Genomic DNA, 19,088 nt, shown 5'->3' on the forward strand with positions numbered 1-19,088 from the left:
GTTATAATAATCGTTCCTTGATTTTAGGTAAGAAGAGAGCTAAATCTCCATATAAAGTATTTTATTACTACAACGCAGATCAGTTACAAGCAGTAAAATCGGGGGCATGGAAATTATTTCTACCCTTAACTGAATTTGTTCAGCATCCGCATTTCCGCCAAGGTGAGGGTACAAAGCCGCTGCTATTCAATGTTGAAAAAGATATTTCTTCGGCAACTAATTTGGCTGAAAAGCATCCGGAAATTGTCGGGAGATTAATGGTTTTAGCAGAAAAGGGACGTCAGGATTTGGGTGATACCAATCGTCCGGGTGCAAATCAAAGGCCACCGGGAAAAATTCATGACCCTGTTGCGGTCACTTTACAATAATTAAATGAAAACAGAAAGTTTAAAATGCCAATCAGATATTCTCGAAATGTCTTGCAGTTCTGATGATAACCGGAATTTAGCGTATAGGTTTAAAACTGCATTTTTTGTGAAAGTTTTTAAGTCCCGTTTTTCAGTACTCTGTATACCTATTTTGCTTTGCAGCAATTTCTTTATCAATGCTCAAAATGGATTTGCACAGCCTGCCAAAATTTTCAGGGCTGGTGCAGCAACCAGCAATATCACACCTAAAATAGGTACCTCGATTAATGGAAACATGAAGGATGGTACAATCAAACAAATACATGATGAAACGCATGCCCGTTCGATAGTTTTGGATGATGGCCAAACGCGCCTGGTTTTTGTAACTGTAGATCTTTGTATGATATATAGGGAAGAGCTGGATGCAGCCAAACAAAGAGCCCATGAAATAACCGGGATACCTGTTCAGAATATGATGATGTCGGCAACCCATACTCATTCGGGAGGGACGGCATGCTCCGTATTTCAAAGTGATCCCGATAAGGATTATCTTAAATTTCTCAGGGAAAGAATTGCTGATGCGGTGGTAAGGGCGAACAATAATCTTGTACCCGCCCGTATCGGCTGGGCTGTGGGCAATGAACCAAGCCAGGTATTTAATCGCCGCTGGAAAATGAAACCAGGCAAGCCATTAATGAATCCTTTTGGTACAGAAGATCAGGTAAAGATGAATCCCGGTGTGGGTAATCCCGATCGACTGGAGCCTTCGGGTCCAACAGATCCCGAACTTCCCATTATTTCAATACAAACTCCGGAAGGCAGACCGATAGCCATGCTTGCAAATTACTCGCTGCATTATGTCGGAGGAACAGGCCCGGGTGAAATATCAGCCGATTACTTTGGAATGTTCGCAGAACGGATGAAAAGTTTACTGGAATCTGATAATAAGGGCTTTCCCCCATTTGTAGCGATGCTATCTAATGGAACAAGTGGTAATATTAATAATATCAATTGGTTTGCAAATGAAGCTCCCCAAAGTATGCCTCCCTATGCAAAAATGCAGCAAGTCGCAAATGTCATAGCTGCCGAAGCTTATAAAACTTATCAAACTATCCGTTATCAGGACTGGATTTCATTAAGTTCTGCACAAAATGAGATCAATTTAGGAGTACGCTTGCCTAAAAAGGAAGAAATTGAGCGGGCGAAAGGGATAATCGCTAAGGCAAATGGACCCATTATGAATACAATGGAAGAAATTTATGCCCGCGAGACGATGCTGATTAAGGATTTTCCAAAACAAGTACCTTTAATTATTCAGGCGTTCCGGGTCGGTGATCTGGCAATCGCTGCCATGCCCTGTGAAATATTTGTCGAAATAGGTTTGGATATCAAGGCAAAAAGCCCCTTTAAAACAACTTTTACAACTTCCCTCGCCAATGGGTACAATGGTTATTTACCAACCCCGGAGCATCATAAACTGGGGGGCTATGAAACATGGAGAGCCCGTTCGAGCTATCTTGAAGTCGATGCATCAACAAAAATCAGCACTGTGCTTTTTGAGCTGCTGGGAAAACTTAAAAATGAGCAAGCTAAATAATGAATCAAGAACCAGGAGCCAGGAACCAAGACGGGGAAACATGAATAAGGAGCAAAGAACAAGGAATAAAGACATTTTATGAGCATGAGCAAGGAACCAGGAATCGAGTCGAGGAAATAGAGAATAAGGAGTAGAGTATGTAACTCATATTTTATATCTCACATCTCATATCTCACATCTCAATTCTACCGCACCATGCGTCCCTTCCAATTGTATTTACCTGAGTTTCCGGCAATCCCAATGTACATCAGATAAAACATATGGAGCACAGTAAGTATTGGAACATACCATAGTAATTTACTTCTACTGGCAAAACTGCATAGCGGAATTAGTAATGACATTTCTGCCAAAGCCTTTATACTTATGCATATTAAACCCAAATACCAGAAATAAGGATTGAAAAGGCCCAGAATTGAACTCAGAAAAATCATGAAATTAAAAATCCAAACTGATACCCCGATCACGACAATTGCCTTGTTTTTATATTTGGTGCTTTTTGATGCCCAGCGTTTTCTTTGCTGGATGAATTCTTTCAGGTTTGATTTTGCATGCGTATAAACTATCGCATCCCGGGACTTACAAAAACCAATACCATCAGGATAAACCAACGCAACTTTATGAAGAAATAGTTCATCATCACCTGAGGCCAGTTCATCAATACCCTGAAATCCTTTTAGCTCATAAAACACTTCTCTCTGATAAGCGAGGTTAGCTCCGCTACATGTTGAAGGCATTTTATTCCCTATCCCTGCAGCTCCCAAACCCGACAGAAAAAGAAAATCCAGAGTTTGCATTTCTTCAAACTTGCTTTTTTCTTCAAAATAGATTACCGGTGAGGAAATCATTTTGTAATTACCCGATTCATAAAATCCAATGATAGTTTTAAGCCATGCCGGTGACATTCTACAATCTGCATCAGTGGTTATGATGAGTTCTGAATCAGAGAGTTTAATTGCCTCGGTTATTGCCTTCTTTTTGTATGAATTTAATGGTTCATTTTCGTTCAAAACAATCAGCTTTACCCCCCTATCTGCAAAAGAAAGAACGATTTCAGATGTCTGGTCGGTCGAGTGGTCATCAACGACAATCAATTCCATTAAATCAGCAGGATAATCCTGTGCCAGAATATCGTTAATGGTATTGAAAATTTTATCTTCCTCATTTCTGGCTGCAATCAGAATACTGACTGTAGTTTTAAACCGAGTACTTTTCAGATTAAATGTTTCCACTGCCAGCCAGCCCCTGCGCAGAAATAAAACCATGCCAAAATAAGCCAGGGCCAGGGCAAATGAAACGACACTAATTACGAGGACTACCAAAGAAATTGAGTTTTAAAACGAAAACGGACCCTAAAATAGCCGGAATAATTAAATTAATCAGCCATATACTTGCAACTGCTGCCATCACCGCAATTTCCTGATCGGTTACAAAAGAAAAAAAGTAAGCAGCGGTTGTTGCCCTCAAACCTATATCAAGCAGATCAAGAGAAGGCATTGAGGATTGAACGAAGTAAAAGATGAACAGAATCAAAACCATGTCAAGCGGATGTATTTCAGGAATCAGAAAATGAATGATCAGAAAATATTGTGTGCTAAATATCAGGATACGCGACAGGCTATACATTAAGATATACAGGAGCTCTGACACCTTGAATTTCGAAAAAATAATGAAAAAGCGCTTGTAAGGCTTCAAGAACTTTATTTTTAACAAGAGACCATTTACCCAATGGATATTGAAAAAGAAAAGCAGAAAAAATCCGCTGAAAACAAGGGCCAATATGGCTATACTTAAATTCATGAGGGGATTTAGATCCATAAAACGAAAAATGAACCAGCTAAGTGCCGATGAACCTAATACATTGATCAGCACCAATTGACCGAAAGCCCCGACAGTCATAGCAACAGCACCTTTTATCCGCTTATTTGGGGACAGAAAAAAGACCCTCCCTCCGTATTCTCCGATACGGTTGGGAGTGAAAACCGCCCATGTCAATCCACAAAAAACTGATTCAACAGACTTCCAGGTACTTATTATCTCTATTTTCTGAACAAGGTATTTCCATTTAAGAGCCTCTAGAAACCAGTTAAGAAACATCAATAGAAAAAGGCTGGATATTACTATCCACACAATTTCAGGATCAAGCTCATTAAGCAGCATCCTGAAGTTGCTGATACCACTATTATTACTAAGCCTGTTATAAATATACCAGAATGCCAGACCTAAAATGGTGACCTTAATGCAAATGCTCAGAATCTTTTTGGTACTGCTGTTCAAAATATTTTATTTATGCAATGTTAAGCAAAAGCTTCATTGAATTTAAAATTTGAAATTCTATTGCCCTAAAAACATTATAAAGCAGGTAATTTCTTAATATTGTCAAGCATGCTAAAAGAAAAATCAACTGAACGAATAATCCTTGGAATTGACCCCGGAACCAGTGTTATGGGTTATGGAATAGTCAAGGAGGTAAAAAGTTCTGTTGATTTGATCTGTATGGGTGTAGTAAAACTCCAGCACCTTGACGATCATCCTTTGAAACTTAAACATATTTTTGAAAAAACCGTTTTACTGATTGATCAATATAAACCCGATTGCCTCGCAATAGAAGCTCCTTTCTACGGTAAAAACATTCAGGTTATGCTAAAACTAGGCCGGGCACAAGGCGTGGCGATGGCTGCAGCATTATCACGTAGTCTTCCTATTTTCGAATATTCACCCAGAAAGATCAAACAGTCAATCACAGGTAACGGTAATTCTTCTAAAGAACAGGTGGCGGCTATGCTAAAAACCCTTTTGAAATTCACTGAAACTCCTGAATTTCTAGATGCAACCGATGGTTTAGCGGTAGCAATTTGCCATTCATTCCAGAAAATAAGCAGTGCCGGAAGCAAAAAAAACTATTCCGGTTGGGATGCTTTCGCTAAGGATAATCAGAAGCGGATTAAATAAAGGAAATTACAGCTGTTCCTTGATTTTTTCTGCTATTGCCTCCAGCTCTTCTTCGGTAAAGCTAAGTTTAGGGCGACTAAAATTCATGTCATCCATGCTATTGATTGGAATAAGATGTATGTGTGCATGAGGAACTTCCAGACCTATGACAGAAACACCAATACGCTGGCATGGTATGGCCTTTTTTAAACCCGCTGCTACAATCTGAGCAAACATCATCAGGCCTACATAAGTTTCGCTATCCAGGTCAAATATATAATCAACCTCCTTTTTAGGAATAACCAAAACGTGGCCTTCTGTTAGTGGATTTACATCCAGGAAAGCAAGATATTCCAATGTCTCAGCGACCTTATGGGAAGGAATATCGCCAGCTACTATTTTTGAGAAGATTGATTCCATGTAATTTGATTTATATTCTGATCAGATATAATTATCTGCTTATTTCAATGATTTCGAACTCAATTTTACCCGCCGGAACAGCTATCTCAGCTTTGTCGCCTACAGATTTACCCAACAAACCCTGAGCTATGGGAGACTTCACTGATATTTTACCTGTTTTCAGATCGGCTTCTGATTCAGAAACCAGCTGATATGTCATGATTGTCCCATTATTGGTATTTTTGATCTTGACAATAGACAATGCAAGGACTTTCGATGAGTCGAGCTTCGATTCATCGATTAAACGGGCATTAGCCAAAACATTAGTCAGCTTTGAAATTTTAGATTCATGATGGCCCTGCGCCTCTTTGGCAGCATCATATTCAGCATTCTCAGACAAATCGCCTTTATCTCTGGCTTCAGCAATTGCTTTTGAAATTTGTGAACGACCTTCAGTTTTTAATAAATGAAGCTCTTCTTTAAGTTTTTCTAATCCTTCCCGGGTATAATAAGTTACTTCCGTCATATCTCACACATTTTATGATAAACTCTTAAAAACAAACAAGACTATGTCGGCATAAGCCAATATAGTCTTGCTCGTATTAATACGAAGATAATATTTTTGATTTTAGATTTCCAAATTTCTATGATGAAATCCAGGCAGTAGAGTTAAGGATAAGCTATAAGCACTTCATTATCAAACAACAAAAGAAAGCTGTTTTAGTTTTTGGGCAAGCACTTCAGAAATCTTTCTGTAAGATTCATGGGTCCAGCCAGCCACATGGGGACTTAAAATTACGTTCGGGCAATCCTTCAATTCATTAAACCATTCCTGCTCCCCTAAGGCTGGAAATTTTTCAACTTCAAGTACATCCAATCCGGCGGCACTTATCTTGCCCTTACGGATCCCATTCAAAACAACCCTTGTATTAACCACCTCACCTCTTGAAGTATTTAGAAAAATGATTGGCTTCCTGAAATGAAAAAGATATTCCTCGTTAAGGAGCTGCTTCGTTTCGAAGGTCAAAGGAATATGAAAACTTAAAATATCTGCCTGTTTAACTACCTGTTCCATACTTACTTCTTCCGCATACTGGTCTGAAAAACCGGTTTTATACTTATCATAAGCGATCACCTTTACTTCAAAACCTGAAAGTTTGCGGGCAAGCATTTGTCCGGTATTTCCATATCCTATAATTGCAAAAGTTCTTCCTTTCAGCTCCCATCCCCTGTTACCTTCTCTATCCCAGATACCATTTCGAACTTCGATATCAGCTTTTCTTAGATTATTGAGCAATGAAAGCAACATACCAATCACATGTTCCGCCACCGCATCCCGGTTTCCCTCTGGTGCATTGATGCAGAATATTTCTTTTGATCTGGCATACTGCTCATCTACATTATCCATTCCTGCACCAGCCCGGGCGATAAATTTCAGATTGGATCCTGCATCAATAAGTTCCTTGTCAATCTGAAACTTTGTCCGAATCGCTATTCCTGTATAGTTTTTCAGTTTCTCCAGAGTTTCACTTCTGCTAATTAATGGAAGATCATCGCAAATATATCCCAGTTTTTCTGCCTCAATTTTAAAGGCAGGATGCAAATGGTCGGCAATCAGGATTCTTTTATTCATTCTGGATTTATTCTCGATGTACTGATAAGGTTCGTCATTTTAACAAAATCATCAACACTCAGTCGCTCAGCACGAAGGTCAAACATTGGATCATCTGCCATGCTCTCCTTGCTCACAAGTGATGACAAGGCGTTTCTAAGTGTTTTACGACGCTGGTTAAAGCCGGCTTTTACAACCTGCCAGAACAATTTTTCATCGCAATTTAGCTTTTCAACATCATTTCGGGTAAGGCGTATGACTGCTGAGGTAACTTTAGGCGGAGGGTTAAATACACCCGGTTTTACAGAGAACAGGTATTCGACCTTATAATATGCCTGCAAAAAAACACTTAAAATACCGTACTCCTTGCTTCCGGGCTTCTCTGCACAACGCTGGGCCACCTCTTTTTGAAACATTCCAACCAGTTCAACTACCTGATTTCGGTTATCGAGTACTTTGAAGAGTATTTGCGATGAAATATTGTACGGAAAATTACCAATGATCCCAAATTTTCCCGGAAATACAGCTGCAAAATCAAGCTCAAGAAAATCTCCGTTAATCAGTCTTGCGCCCAAATCGGGATATTTCCTTTTCAGGAATTCATAAGATTCAGTGTCAATATCGATCAGATAAGTTTCAAGATCCTGCTTAGCAAGCAGAAAGTCGGAAAGAATTCCCATCCCCGGACCAACCTCCAAAACTTGCTTATAATGGCTGATAGCCTTAAGACTGTTGACAATCTTCTCTGCGATGTTTTTGTCGGTTAAAAAGTGTTGTCCAAGATGCTTCTTTGCCCTTACTAAACTCATATTCGCTGCATTTGGCGCAAATTACGGAAAAAAGAGGTTCAGGGAATGAGCAAATTAGTAAATGAGTATAATTTGCTGATTTGTCGATTTGTCAATGGTAAGGATGAGCAAATTGTTGACCCTGTCATCCAGAGGAGCCAGACAATTCTCACAACCCGATGGCTATCGGGTTAATGAAATCGTGAGGCGACGAAGGATCTCATTAGGATGAGCAGGGAGTTTTGCTGCAGCAGGAGCTAAATGTGATTTAGCCAGGAGGATGAATTTGTCAATTGAGACGCCATATAAATGGAAGGATTTTCTCAATTAATGCTGATAATTCTGAACTTAAAACTTAAAACCCATTACTTACAACTCCTTTGAGGTTCATTAATATGGGAATTCCTTTCATTGTCAATTGTCAACTATCAATTATCAATTTTACTCACTCTCAATTCTCCACTCTCCACTCTCAATTTCTTACTACTTACTACTCAAAACTTAAAAGCTATAACTTACTACTTACAACTTAATTGGAGTTTGAGATTAAAGTCTTTATTTTGCGTTAATTATTTTCATAAACGGGCAAGCAGGAATGAGTGATAAAATTAAAGTTGGAATTTCTATCGGTGATGTAAACGGTATCGGTCTTGAAGTGATCATTAAAACTCTGATGGACAGCAAAATCATGGATTATTGTACGCCGATTGTATACGGTCATACAAAAGTCGCATCCTTCCATCGTAAAACAATGGACCTTAACGAGTTCAATTTCAATGTAATCAACAGTCCGGAAGAAGCGCATAACAAACGCGCAAATATGATTAACTGCTGGGAAGAGGATGTCCATATCGAACTGGGCACAAGCACCCCCAGCGGAGGGAAATATGCATTCATATCGCTTGAAAGAGCATTGGATGATCTCATATCGGGCAAAACAGATGCACTGGTTACTGCGCCGATCAATAAGCATAACATTCAAAGCGATGATTTCCAGTTTGCGGGTCATACAGAATACATTCAGGCAAAAACCAATGCTGAAGACTCCCTGATGTTTCTGGTGAGTGAAGATATCCGTGTAGGGGTAGTTACCGGGCATATTCCGGTAAATGAGGTTCCTGAAAAGATCAGTAAAGAAAAGATCCTCTCAAAGCTGACATTGATGAATCAAAGCCTGAAGAAGGATTTCTGGATTCAAAAACCAAAAATTGCTGTTTTAGGATTGAATCCGCATGCAGGAGATATGGGTCTGATTGGAAAAGAAGAGCTGGAGATAATCATCCCGGCAATTACCGAGGCTAACGCCCAGGGAATTTTTGCTTTTGGCCCTTATGCCGCAGATGGTTTCTTTGCAGCACATACCTATACACAGTTCGATGCTGTTCTGGCAATGTACCATGATCAGGGCTTAATACCTTTCAAACAGATCGCATTTCATAGTGGGGTAAATTTCACTGCAGGTTTACCTGTTGTCAGAACTTCTCCTGACCATGGTACAGGTTATGATATCGCAGGGAAAAATCAGGCATCAGCAAGTTCATTCAGGGAAGCATTATTCACTGCAATCAAAATTGTTAAGTATAGAAGAGAAAGTTCCGAACTCAGCTCAAACCCATTGAAATTGAGTAAATTTTCAAAAGACAGGGATTAAAAGGTCTTCAAAACGATAAAACCGAAGCTTTTAGGTGGCCTCATCATCTCATTTTTAAAAAACTGTTAGCAACTAAATAAATTTTCCTAAATTTGCAGGCTCAATTGGCGTGCTTTGAAATCGTTACAGCAATATAGCATTCCGTTTACCGGATTAAAACTTGGAGTTCACAATTTTGAATTCGAAGTAGATGATGCTTTTTTTAATGAGTTTGAATACTCACTGGTTAAGAGTGGAAGGCTGAAAGCAGAACTTGAACTGGATAAGCAGGAAACAATGATGATCCTGCATTTTCATATTTCAGGTGAAATGAAACTGGGATGTGATGTTTGTCTTGCTGATTATCCTTATTCTGTTGAAATTAAGGAGAGGCAGATTGTCAAATTGAACGGAAACGAAGATCTTGAGGATGATACCGAAGAGATCATTGTGCTAAAGAGAAGTGAAACTGAGATCAATGTAGCGACACTGATCTATGAGTTTATCACTCTTGCAGTACCATATATCAGTCGTTGTGCTGATGAAGGAAATACTGAATGGTGCGATAGTGAAATGATTACCAAACTGCAGCAACTGGCTCCAGGGCCAAAAGAAGTGGAAGAAGAAAAAATTGCCGACCCAAGGTGGGAAGCATTAAAGAAAATAAAAAAGTAATAAATTAATACATAGGAACAAATGGCACATCCAAAACGGAAAATATCCAAATCAAGAAGAGATAAAAGAAGAACTCACTATAAAGCAGTTGCTCCAGGTTTAACTACCTGCCAGACTACTGGTGCAGTACATTTACCTCACCGTGCGTATACAGTTGACGGAAACTTGTATTACAACGGAAAGATGGTGATTGAAAATACCTCTATTGCCTAAGTTACCATTCTGATATGAAGATTGGCTTAGATATAATGGGTGGAGATTTTGCTCCCAAAGCAGCAGTTTTGGGTGCAATAGAAGCTCAAAAAGCCTTATCGGCAGACCAAAAATTAGTTCTTTTCGGGGACAAAGATCAGGCTCTGCCTTTTATAACAGAAGCAGGAATTGATCCTGATGTTTTCGAATTTGTTCATACCACCGAAATGATCGGTATGGGAGAACACGGAACAAAATCTGTACTACAGAAGCCTAATTCAAGTATCAGCCTGGGATTTCATTATCTCAAAGAAGGCAAAATAGATTCCTTTTCATCAGCAGGAAACACCGGTGCGATGCTAGTAGGGGCTATCTTTAGTGTAAAGCCCGTTCCGGGAGTTATTCGCCCTGCCGTTGCAACCAACGTGCCTAAATTAAAATCCGGCTTCGGAATCATGCTGGATGTTGGAGCTAATGCCGACTGTAAACCTGAAGTTCTGGCTCAGTTTGGGATATTAGGTAGTTTATATGCAGAGCATGTATACCATATCCCGAATCCTAAGGTGGGCTTGATGAATCTGGGTGAAGAGGAAGAAAAGGGAAATGTTCTTACCCAATCTACATTCCCTCTCCTGCAAAAATCTGATATCAATTTCATAGGTAATATTGAAGGCCGGGATCTGTTCAATGACAAAGCAGATGTTATTGTCTGTGATGGATTTACGGGAAATGTCATGTTGAAATTAGCCGAAACTTTTTATATTCTAACACTCAAAAAAGGATTTAAGGATGAATTCTTTGACCGTTTCAATTATGAGCAATATGGAGGCAGTCCTATTCTAGGAGTAAATTCACCTGTTCTGATTGGCCACGGTATCTCTAGTCCGGAAGCAATTAAAAATATGGTACTTTTATCGCGAACCATGATCGAAAGTCAGTTCGTTGATAAGATCAAAGAAGCTTTTAAATAATTATTTCCAATCTATCATGTCTAAAGTTCATGCTGCAATAACAGCCGTTAATGCTTTCGTTCCCGAGTATATTCTTACCAATAAGGAACTTGAAGGGATGGTTGAAACCAATGATGAATGGATTACCAGCCGTACAGGCATTAAAGAACGCCGCATCCTGAAAGGAGATCTTGGAACCTCCGATATGGCTACCCATGCTGTAAATGGGTTGCTTGAAAAGCGTGGGATTAGTGCAACGGAGATCGACCTTATTATTTTCTGTACTACGACTCCCGACATGGTGTTCCCGGCCTCAGCAAACATCCTTGCCCACAAAATTGGTGCAGTGAATGCCTGGGGTTATGATCTTAATGCTGCATGTTCGGGTTTTCTATACGGATTGGCGACAGGTTCTCAATTCATTGAAACTGGCAAACATCAGAAAGTTTTGGTAGTAGGAGGCGATAAAATGTCGTCTATCATCAATTATAAAGATCGTAAAAGCTGTATCATTTTCGGTGACGGCTGCGGTGCTGTTTTACTCGAACCAAATACAGAGGGTTTCGGAGTAATTGATTCAATACTTAAAAGTGATGGATCAGGAGGCCCCTATTTATGTCAGAAAGCAGGGGGTTCATTAAGACCTGCAAGTCATGAAACGGTTGATAATGATGAGCACTTTCTGTTCCAGGAAGGACAAGCGGTTTTCAAATTTGCCGTAACGAATATGGCAGATGTAGCTGCTGAGATCATGGAAAAAAATGACCTGAGTTCAGATGACGTTGACTGGTTGGTTCCACATCAGGCCAATAAGCGAATCATTGACGCTACAAGCAGTCGCTGCGGTATTGCTCCCGAAAAAGTGATGATCAATATCGAAAAATACGGTAATACGACTAACGGAACCATCCCACTGTGTTTATGGGAATGGGAAAGTAAACTTAAGAAAGGTGACAATCTGATCCTGGCTGCGTTTGGAGGTGGATTCACCTGGGGTTCATTGTATTTGAAATGGGCCTACTAAAAAATAAATCAAAATCGTTTCTTAATATTTTTATTATAATTTTAGGTTAAAATCGTCCACATAAACTAAACAAAATGGATATTAAACAAATTCAGGAGCTTATTAAATTTGTTTCCAGATCTGGGGTAAATGAAGTTTCTATTGAGCAGGAAGATTTTAAAATTACCATAAAAACCAATCAGCCCCCTATCTATCAGGTACAGGCTGCTCAGCAAATTCAGGCTACTTCTACTCCCGCAATTGTGGCAACACCAACAACTCCGATAGAAACCAAGCCCGCTGCTGCTCCTTCAAAGGATGAAAATGCAAACTACATAACTGTTAAATCTCCAATGATTGGCACATTTTATCGTTCTTCCAGTCCTGATAAGCCACTTTTTGTAAATGTTGGTGATGAAATTAAGGCCGGACAGATAGTTTGTATCATTGAAGCAATGAAACTTTTCAACGAAATCGAATCTGAAATCTCAGGTCGTATCGTGAAAGTACTTGTTGATAATGCCAGCCCTGTAGAGTACGATCAACCATTATTTTTGGTGGAACCTATTTGATTTGAAGATTAACAATTTGAAGATTTGAAGATTAAATAGTTCTAATTCTTCATTTTCAAATTACCAAATTTTCAAATTCTCAAATCAAAACAACATGTTTAAAAAAATACTAATTGCAAATCGTGGTGAAATAGCTCTTCGGATTATCCGTACCTGTAAGGAAATGGGCGTAAAAACCGTAGCTGTTTATTCAACTGCCGACCGCCATAGTTTACATGTACGGTTTGCCGATGAAGCAGTTTGTATTGGCCCACCTGCAAGTAAAGACTCCTATTTAAGTATTCCGAATATTATATCTGCAGCAGAATTAACAAATGCAGATGCTATCCATCCCGGATATGGTTTTTTGTCTGAGAACGCAAAATTTTCAGCAATCTGTCATGAATATGGTATTAAATTTATCGGAGCTACTGCCGAACAGATCAATGGTATGGGCGATAAAGCTTCGGCTAAAGAAACCATGAAGAAAGCTGGTGTCCCAACTATTCCCGGTTCTGAAGGTTTGTTAGCTGATGTTAAAGAAGGTATTAAAATCGCAAATGAGATCGGTTATCCGGTTATCCTTAAAGCTACAGCCGGTGGCGGTGGCCGCGGAATGCGTATCGTGTGGAATGATGCTGAGTTTGAGCCTGCCTGGGATTCTGCCCGTCAGGAGTCAGCGGCTGCATTTGGTAATGACGGATTATATCTTGAAAAATATGTAGAAGATCCTCGTCATATTGAGATTCAGGTCATTGGAGATCAATATGGAAAGGTGTGTCATCTTTCAGAACGTGATTGCTCAATTCAGCGCAGGCATCAGAAACTGGTTGAGGAATCTCCATCGCCTTTCATGACACCGGAGCTACGTGAAAAAATGGGTGAAGCAGCCATTAAAGGAGCCATGGCTGTAAATTACGAAGGAGCTGGTACAGTAGAATTTCTCGTAGATAAACACCGCAACTTCTACTTTATGGAAATGAATACCCGTATACAGGTAGAACATCCGGTAACTGAAGAGGTAATCAACTTCGACCTGATCAAAGAACAGATCAAAGTTGCTTCAGGCATTCCAATCTCCGGAAAAAATTATATTCCTGAAATGCATGCGATCGAATGTCGCATCAATGCTGAGGATCCGTTTAATAATTTCAGACCATCTCCCGGATTGATTACTAATTTCCATTCACCTGGTGGTCATGGAGTGCGGGTTGATACCCATGTATATGCCGGTTATCAGATTCCTCCGAATTACGATTCAATGATCGCTAAACTGATCTGTGTCGCACAAACGCGCGAAGAAGCGATTTGTACCATGGAGCGTTCATTAAGTGAGTTTGTTATTGAAGGGGTGAAAACTACAATCCCTTTCCATTTAAGGCTGATGAAAGACCCAAATTTCCGTGCTGGTAACTTTACTACCAAATTTATGGAGAGCTTTGACCTGAGTGAATAGATATGCCGCTGGAAAACAATAAACTATCTTATTTTGAAGCTGAATGTCACAATAGATTGATGCTTATTAAATATCCACTGAATACCATTCTTAAATTAAACAGAATGGTATTTTTGTTTTAAAATTATGAATGAGGAACGTACTGACCTGGTAAAGGCTATTAAGGAAAAAGGTAAAACCATAGAAGCCGAAATGTCTTTTTTTGATCATCTGGATGTCCTCAGGGGGCATCTGATCAGGGCTTCTATTGCTATTGTCGCTTTCACTGTACTGGCATACAGTTTTTATGATTTTATTTTTGATCAGATTATTATGGGGCCGGGAAGAACTGATTTCTGGACCTACAGAATGATGTGCGCAGTAACTGAGAAATTTAACCTTGGTGCCGACTTTTGTGTCAAAAAACTAAGTTTCAATATTATCAATACCGAACTAGGCGGTCAGTTTACCTTACAGCTCAATTCTTCACTGATGATTGGTATTGTTCTGGGTGTACCTTATTTATTATTTGAAATCTGGCGTTTTGTAAAACCGGCTTTACATGAAAATGAACGCAAATCTGCAACCGGATTTGTTTTCTGGGCATCATTACTGTTTATTATTGGTTTGTTGTTCGGTTACTATGTTATCGCTCCTTTATCAATTAACTTCTTATCTAACTGGGAAGTAAGTTCAATCATTAATAACCAGATTACTATTGATTCCTATTTCTCGGTGGTTGCAACACTAACAATTGGTGCAGCTTTAACCTTCGAATTACCTATCATTATCTTTATTCTGTCAAAGCTTGGGATCATGACTCCTGAATTCATGAGGTCATCCAGAAGGTATGCTTCAGTTATTATCTTAATCATTGCAGCGGTAGTAACACCTACCCCTGATCTTATAACCATGCTTACTGTTAGTTTCCCTCTTTTTTTACTCTACGAAATAAGTATTTATGTTTCAGCACGAGTAGCTGCAAAAAAGAAAAAAGCTGAAATAGAATTTTATAAAGACTAATTGAATAAAAGCCATGAATAACACTATATCAATTGCAATCGGAGCCGATCATGCAGGTTTTGAATACAAAAGCATGCTTATTGATTTTCTGAAAGAGTATAGCATTAAAGATTTTGGGACCCATAGTGCCGACTCTGTAGACTATCCGGATTTTGCACATCCTGTGGCAAGTGCTGTTGAAAAAGCTGAATTTACAATTGGGATATTAATCTGTGGAAGTGCTAATGGGGTAGCTATCACAGCCAATAAACATCAGGGTATCAGAGCGGCAATCTGCTGGAATGAAGAACTTGCTGAACTGGCAAGATCTCATAACAATGCCAATGTTCTTTGTATCCCGGCAAGGTTTATTAGCCCCGAACTGGCCAGACAAATCTGTACGAAATTTATAAGTACAGTATTTGAAGGAGGGCGCCATGCCAACAGGGTAAATAAAATATCCTGTTGATAATTTAAAACTAACCAATTAATATATGATGATTAAACAATCACTACTGGCTTTGCTCGTTTTGGGTTTTTCTACACATGGATATTCTCAGGATCCTAATGCGCAAAAATTTGCAGCGGAAATTAACGTAAAAAACGCTAAAAAACATCTGAATATTCTTGCGTCTGACAAGTTTGAAGGCAGAGAAACAGGCAAGCCCGGTGCCGAAAAAGCAGCCAAATACATTGCCAAAGAATTTAAAAAATTAAAGTTAAGTGCTCCGGTAAACGGATCCTATTTTCAGGATGTACCCTTGGTTGATCCCTCTATTGATGTCACTTCTTTTACTGCGAACGGTATGTCCCTAAAACTGGGAAAAGATTTTCTATTTACCGATAGTGGTGATGCAAAATCGATTGAAGCAAAGGAAATAGTATTTATTGGCTACGGAATAGGCGCAGAAAACTATGATGACCTCAAAAACATCGACATAGCAGGGAAAGTCGTTTTAATGATCAACAAAGGTGAGCCAATGAATAATGGAGTATCAGCGATCAGTAAAAGCTCAAAAGCATCAGAATGGAGTACCAGCCAGTTTAAACGCTTACAATATGTGATGAGCAAAAGTCCCTCGCTGATTCTGGCTGTAAGTCCGGATGTGACTGCTACCCTTCAATCTTATTCCCCAGGAAGTGGCAGATTAACTATCAAAAAAAAAATAAAAGCTGCAGGAAATAATCGCCCGGGAAGCGCTGCTGTTGTAAGTATTACACCGGATGTAGCCAATCAGATTTTGAAAAATTCAGGAAAGAACTACGAAAATTTGAAATCAGCTATAGATAACAGCGGCACACCACAATCGCAGGTTTTAAAATCTCAGATTTCAATGAATTATGAGCCTGCCAACAAAGATGTAAAATCTGTAAATATCCTGGGATATCTTGAAGGAAGTGATCTTAAAGATGAACTGGTGGTTTATTCAGCACATTATGATCATATCGGACTTACAACTGATGGTGGTGCTGACAAAGTAAATAATGGTGCAGATGATGACGGATCGGGAACAACCGGGGTATTATCTATAGCCAGAGCCTATGCCAAAGCTAAAAAAGCAGGACATGGTCCACGCAGGAGTGTTCTGTTCTTAATGGTTACTGGTGAAGAGAAAGGTCTGTTAGGCTCAGAGTATTACTCTCTGAATCCGGTTTTCCCTATGGCCAATACCATTACCAACCTGAATATTGATATGATTGGAAGAACTGGTGAATTGTACAAGAACGATGCTGATTCGGCGAATTACTGCTACCTGATTGGTTCTGACAAATTGAGTACCGACCTCCACAAGATCAGCGAAAATGCCAATGCTGTTTATACTAAAATGAAGATTGACTATAAATACAATGACCCTAATGATCCGGAGCGAATCTATTACCGTTCAGATCACTATAATTTTGCCAAGAATGGTGTTCCAATTGTATTTTATTTTAATGGTGTACACGAAGATTATCACAAACCTGGTGACGAAGTAAGCAAGATTAATTTTGAATTGCTTACCAAAAGAGCACAGCTCGTTTACTATACCGGCTGGGATCTCCTGAACCGTGATAAAAGACCGGTTGTAGATGTCAAAAATGATATGCCGGCTACGCGATAGAAGAACTGAAGAAAATGTAGCTCAATCCTGAACACAAATTAACAATGAAAAAACAACTAACAGGCTTTTTACTCTTAGCACTCATTTCGATTCAATGCTTTGCTCAGGATCCCGCAGCGCAAAAATATGCCACCGAGATCAATGCAAAAAGAACTAAAAAACATCTAAAAGTTCTGGCTTCTGATAAATATGAGGGCAGAGAAACCGGAAAACGCGGAGCTGAAATGGCTGCAGCTTATCTTGCACGGGAGTTTAAGAAGTTGAAACTCATTGCTCCTGTAAATGGCTCCTATGTACAGGATGTTGAGTTAATCGAAACATCCATTGTTGTCAATTCATTGGAAGTAAACGGCAACAAACTACACTATGGAACTGAATTTACATTCAGCGGAAGCGGAGAAGCGAAAATAATTAACGCTGATGAAATAACTTTCATAGGATCTGGAACTGAATCAGATCTTAAAAACACAGGTATAGCAGATAAAGTAGTTTTGCTGAAGCAAGAGGGAGAAGGCGGCGAAATTACGAGAAGACTGAACTTTGTAAAGAGTAAAAAACCTGCTTTGATACTAGCGGTAAATGTCAACAAAACCAAGACCCCGCATTCGCATCTATCCGGTGCAAGTCTGAGTGTTAAAAATGGCATTAGGGAAAGTGTTCCGATGCGGTCAAATACCCCGGGAGTAATTCTAATCGAAACTGAAATTGCAGATAAGGTCCTGAACAGATCCGGAAAAACATTTGGAGAACTAAATACCGCTAATAGACCAACTTTGATCAAAGCTGAAATAAAATTGAATTATGAGCCAAAGCAAAGAGAACTTCATTCATCCAATGTTCTCGGATATCTGGAAGGAACAGACCTGAAAGATGAACTTCTGGTATATTCTGCCCATTACGACCATATCGGATTAAATCCTGATGGAGGAAAAGACAAAGTATTTAATGGTGCTGATGATGATGCTTCAGGTACATCAGGGGTTCTGGCTATTGCAAGGGCCTTTGCCATAGCAAAAAAAGAGGGAAATGGCCCAAGGAGAAGTATTTTGTTCCTGATGCTTACAGGTGAGGAGAAAAACCTGCTGGGTTCTGAATATTATGCACTTAATCCTGTCTTCCCGTTTGCAAAAACAATTACTAACCTAAATGTGGATATGATTGGACGTATTGGTGAAGAATACCAAAGTTCCCCTGATTCGACTAATTACTGTTTCCTGGTAGGAGCAGATAGATTAAGTACTGATCTCCATAAGATCAGTGAAAATGCTAATGCTGTATATACTAAAATGAAGATCGATTATAAACATAATGCTCCTGATGATCAGATCTATTATTGGTCAGATCATTACAACTTCGCTAAAAACGGAGTTCCGGTTATATTTTATTATAATGGTAAACATGATGATTATCACAAAGGCAGCGATGAGATCAGCAAGATTAATTTTGAACTTCTGAGTAAAAGGGCACAATTAGCCTATTATACGGGCTGGGATTTGGTGATGAGGGATAAACGGCCGGTGGTAGATGTGAAAGATTAAATTACGATTCGAGATAAAACTCATTATGAGAGATAATTTATGGAAGGTCGAATCAATATTAATCACCCAAACAATACTACCTCATTAAAGACAGTTTGAAATGCTCTTGCTACGACGAAGCAATCTCATGACAGTTGGGAATGTCATTGCGAGGAGGCACGACGAAGCAATCTTATGACGATTAGTATAATACTCTTGAGGAGATTGCTTCGCTACACTACCATTGACGTTTTTCATAATCTTCTATCTTTCAACTAATTGAAAATTGAATTCATTAGCCTTTTTTTGAAGAAATATGAGTTGTTGCTCCTTTAGTTTTTCTTCATACCTTTTGACCCC

19 protein-coding genes and 1 pseudogene are annotated in these 19,088 nt (G+C 39.2%); 14 read left to right on the plus strand and 6 right to left on the minus strand.

Annotated features, from left to right (window positions below; genetic code table 11):
- Both Q8M41_RS07845 and Q8M41_RS07850 read left to right on the plus strand, forming a co-directional pair.
- A pseudogene (locus Q8M41_RS07845) lies at nucleotides 1-368 on the plus strand (hypothetical protein); the annotation flags it as partial.
- Between the two features lie 4 nt (nucleotides 369-372).
- Nucleotides 373-1,944, plus strand: coding sequence for a neutral/alkaline non-lysosomal ceramidase N-terminal domain-containing protein (locus Q8M41_RS07850; protein WP_305364700.1), 1,572 nt, complete (start codon nucleotides 373-375; stop codon nucleotides 1,942-1,944).
- Nucleotides 1,945-2,129: 185 nt separating this feature from the next.
- Here Q8M41_RS07850 and Q8M41_RS07855 read toward each other — a convergent pair whose 3' ends face one another.
- Together Q8M41_RS07855 and Q8M41_RS07860 are read right to left on the minus strand one after the other, a co-directional pair.
- Entirely contained in the window at nucleotides 2,130-3,206 is a 1,077-nt protein-coding gene (locus tag Q8M41_RS07855; protein ID WP_370870458.1) for a glycosyltransferase, read from the minus strand.
- Nucleotides 3,207-3,243: 37 nt separating this feature from the next.
- Nucleotides 3,244-4,218, minus strand: a complete 975-nt coding sequence (locus Q8M41_RS07860) for a hypothetical protein (RefSeq protein ID WP_305364702.1) — start codon at nucleotides 4,216-4,218, stop codon at nucleotides 3,244-3,246.
- A 108-nt stretch (nucleotides 4,219-4,326) separates the two neighbouring features.
- Between Q8M41_RS07860 and ruvC the strand changes: the two genes are divergently transcribed.
- Entirely contained in the window at nucleotides 4,327-4,893 is a 567-nt protein-coding gene (gene ruvC / locus Q8M41_RS07865; protein ID WP_305364703.1) for a crossover junction endodeoxyribonuclease RuvC, read from the plus strand.
- Between the two features lie 6 nt (nucleotides 4,894-4,899).
- Here the strand turns inward: ruvC and Q8M41_RS07870 are convergent, their stop codons facing one another.
- The 4 genes from Q8M41_RS07870 to rsmA all read right to left on the minus strand — a co-directional run bounded on the left by Q8M41_RS07870 (nucleotide 4,900) and on the right by rsmA (nucleotide 7,692).
- The gene (locus Q8M41_RS07870) at nucleotides 4,900-5,292 is read right to left on the minus strand and encodes an HIT family protein (protein WP_305364704.1); all 393 of its coding nucleotides are present in this window, start codon (nucleotides 5,290-5,292) and stop codon (nucleotides 4,900-4,902) included.
- 31 nt (nucleotides 5,293-5,323) lie between these two features.
- Nucleotides 5,324-5,797, minus strand: coding sequence for a transcription elongation factor GreA (greA, locus tag Q8M41_RS07875; protein WP_305364705.1), 474 nt, complete (start codon nucleotides 5,795-5,797; stop codon nucleotides 5,324-5,326).
- Nucleotides 5,798-5,968: 171 nt separating this feature from the next.
- Nucleotides 5,969-6,904 (minus strand): NAD(P)-dependent oxidoreductase, encoded by a 936-nt coding sequence (locus tag Q8M41_RS07880; protein ID WP_305364706.1) that lies wholly within the window; start codon nucleotides 6,902-6,904, stop codon nucleotides 5,969-5,971.
- A complete protein-coding gene (rsmA, locus tag Q8M41_RS07885) occupies nucleotides 6,901-7,692 on the minus strand; it encodes a 16S rRNA (adenine(1518)-N(6)/adenine(1519)-N(6))-dimethyltransferase RsmA (protein WP_305364707.1) in 792 nt (263 codons plus the stop codon). The genes Q8M41_RS07880 and rsmA overlap by 4 nt, the downstream gene beginning before the upstream one ends.
- A 574-nt stretch (nucleotides 7,693-8,266) precedes the next feature.
- On the opposite strand from rsmA, the gene pdxA reads away from it, so the two are divergent.
- The 11 genes from pdxA (at nucleotide 8,267) to Q8M41_RS07940 (ending at nucleotide 18,749) form a co-directional block, all read left to right on the plus strand.
- Nucleotides 8,267-9,322, plus strand: a complete 1,056-nt coding sequence (gene pdxA, locus Q8M41_RS07890; RefSeq protein WP_305364708.1) for a 4-hydroxythreonine-4-phosphate dehydrogenase PdxA — start codon at nucleotides 8,267-8,269, stop codon at nucleotides 9,320-9,322.
- A 114-nt stretch (nucleotides 9,323-9,436) separates the two neighbouring features.
- Nucleotides 9,437-9,976: a DUF177 domain-containing protein gene (locus tag Q8M41_RS07895; RefSeq protein ID WP_305364709.1), complete on the plus strand. Its 540-nt coding sequence runs from the start codon at nucleotides 9,437-9,439 to the stop codon at nucleotides 9,974-9,976.
- Nucleotides 9,977-9,997: 21 nt separating this feature from the next.
- Nucleotides 9,998-10,189: a 50S ribosomal protein L32 gene (gene rpmF, locus Q8M41_RS07900; protein ID WP_305364710.1), complete on the plus strand. Its 192-nt coding sequence runs from the start codon at nucleotides 9,998-10,000 to the stop codon at nucleotides 10,187-10,189.
- A 14-nt stretch (nucleotides 10,190-10,203) separates the two neighbouring features.
- Nucleotides 10,204-11,139 (plus strand): phosphate acyltransferase PlsX, encoded by a 936-nt coding sequence (plsX, locus tag Q8M41_RS07905; protein WP_305364711.1) that lies wholly within the window; start codon nucleotides 10,204-10,206, stop codon nucleotides 11,137-11,139.
- A 16-nt stretch (nucleotides 11,140-11,155) separates the two neighbouring features.
- Nucleotides 11,156-12,142, plus strand: a complete 987-nt coding sequence (locus tag Q8M41_RS07910; RefSeq protein WP_305364712.1) for a beta-ketoacyl-ACP synthase III — start codon at nucleotides 11,156-11,158, stop codon at nucleotides 12,140-12,142.
- Between the two features lie 74 nt (nucleotides 12,143-12,216).
- The gene (accB, locus tag Q8M41_RS07915; RefSeq protein ID WP_305364713.1) at nucleotides 12,217-12,693 is read left to right on the plus strand and encodes an acetyl-CoA carboxylase biotin carboxyl carrier protein; all 477 of its coding nucleotides are present in this window, start codon (nucleotides 12,217-12,219) and stop codon (nucleotides 12,691-12,693) included.
- 94 nt (nucleotides 12,694-12,787) lie between these two features.
- Nucleotides 12,788-14,128, plus strand: coding sequence for an acetyl-CoA carboxylase biotin carboxylase subunit (gene accC, locus Q8M41_RS07920; protein ID WP_305364714.1), 1,341 nt, complete (start codon nucleotides 12,788-12,790; stop codon nucleotides 14,126-14,128).
- A 126-nt stretch (nucleotides 14,129-14,254) separates the two neighbouring features.
- Entirely contained in the window at nucleotides 14,255-15,130 is an 876-nt protein-coding gene (gene tatC, locus Q8M41_RS07925; RefSeq protein ID WP_305364715.1) for a twin-arginine translocase subunit TatC, read from the plus strand.
- A 13-nt stretch (nucleotides 15,131-15,143) separates the two neighbouring features.
- On the plus strand, nucleotides 15,144-15,578 hold the full coding sequence (gene rpiB, locus Q8M41_RS07930) for a ribose 5-phosphate isomerase B (RefSeq protein WP_305364716.1): 435 nt from the start codon (nucleotides 15,144-15,146) through the stop codon (nucleotides 15,576-15,578).
- 25 nt (nucleotides 15,579-15,603) lie between these two features.
- Nucleotides 15,604-17,211: a M28 family peptidase gene (locus tag Q8M41_RS07935; RefSeq protein ID WP_305364717.1), complete on the plus strand. Its 1,608-nt coding sequence runs from the start codon at nucleotides 15,604-15,606 to the stop codon at nucleotides 17,209-17,211.
- Nucleotides 17,212-17,255: 44 nt separating this feature from the next.
- Complete coding sequence (locus Q8M41_RS07940; RefSeq protein WP_305364718.1) at nucleotides 17,256-18,749, plus strand: M28 family peptidase; 1,494 nt, start codon at nucleotides 17,256-17,258, stop codon at nucleotides 18,747-18,749.
- The last annotated feature ends 339 nt before the right edge of the window (nucleotides 18,750-19,088 follow it).

Source organism: Daejeonella sp. (assembly GCF_030684675.1).
Lineage (GTDB): Bacteria > Bacteroidota > Bacteroidia > Sphingobacteriales > Sphingobacteriaceae > Daejeonella.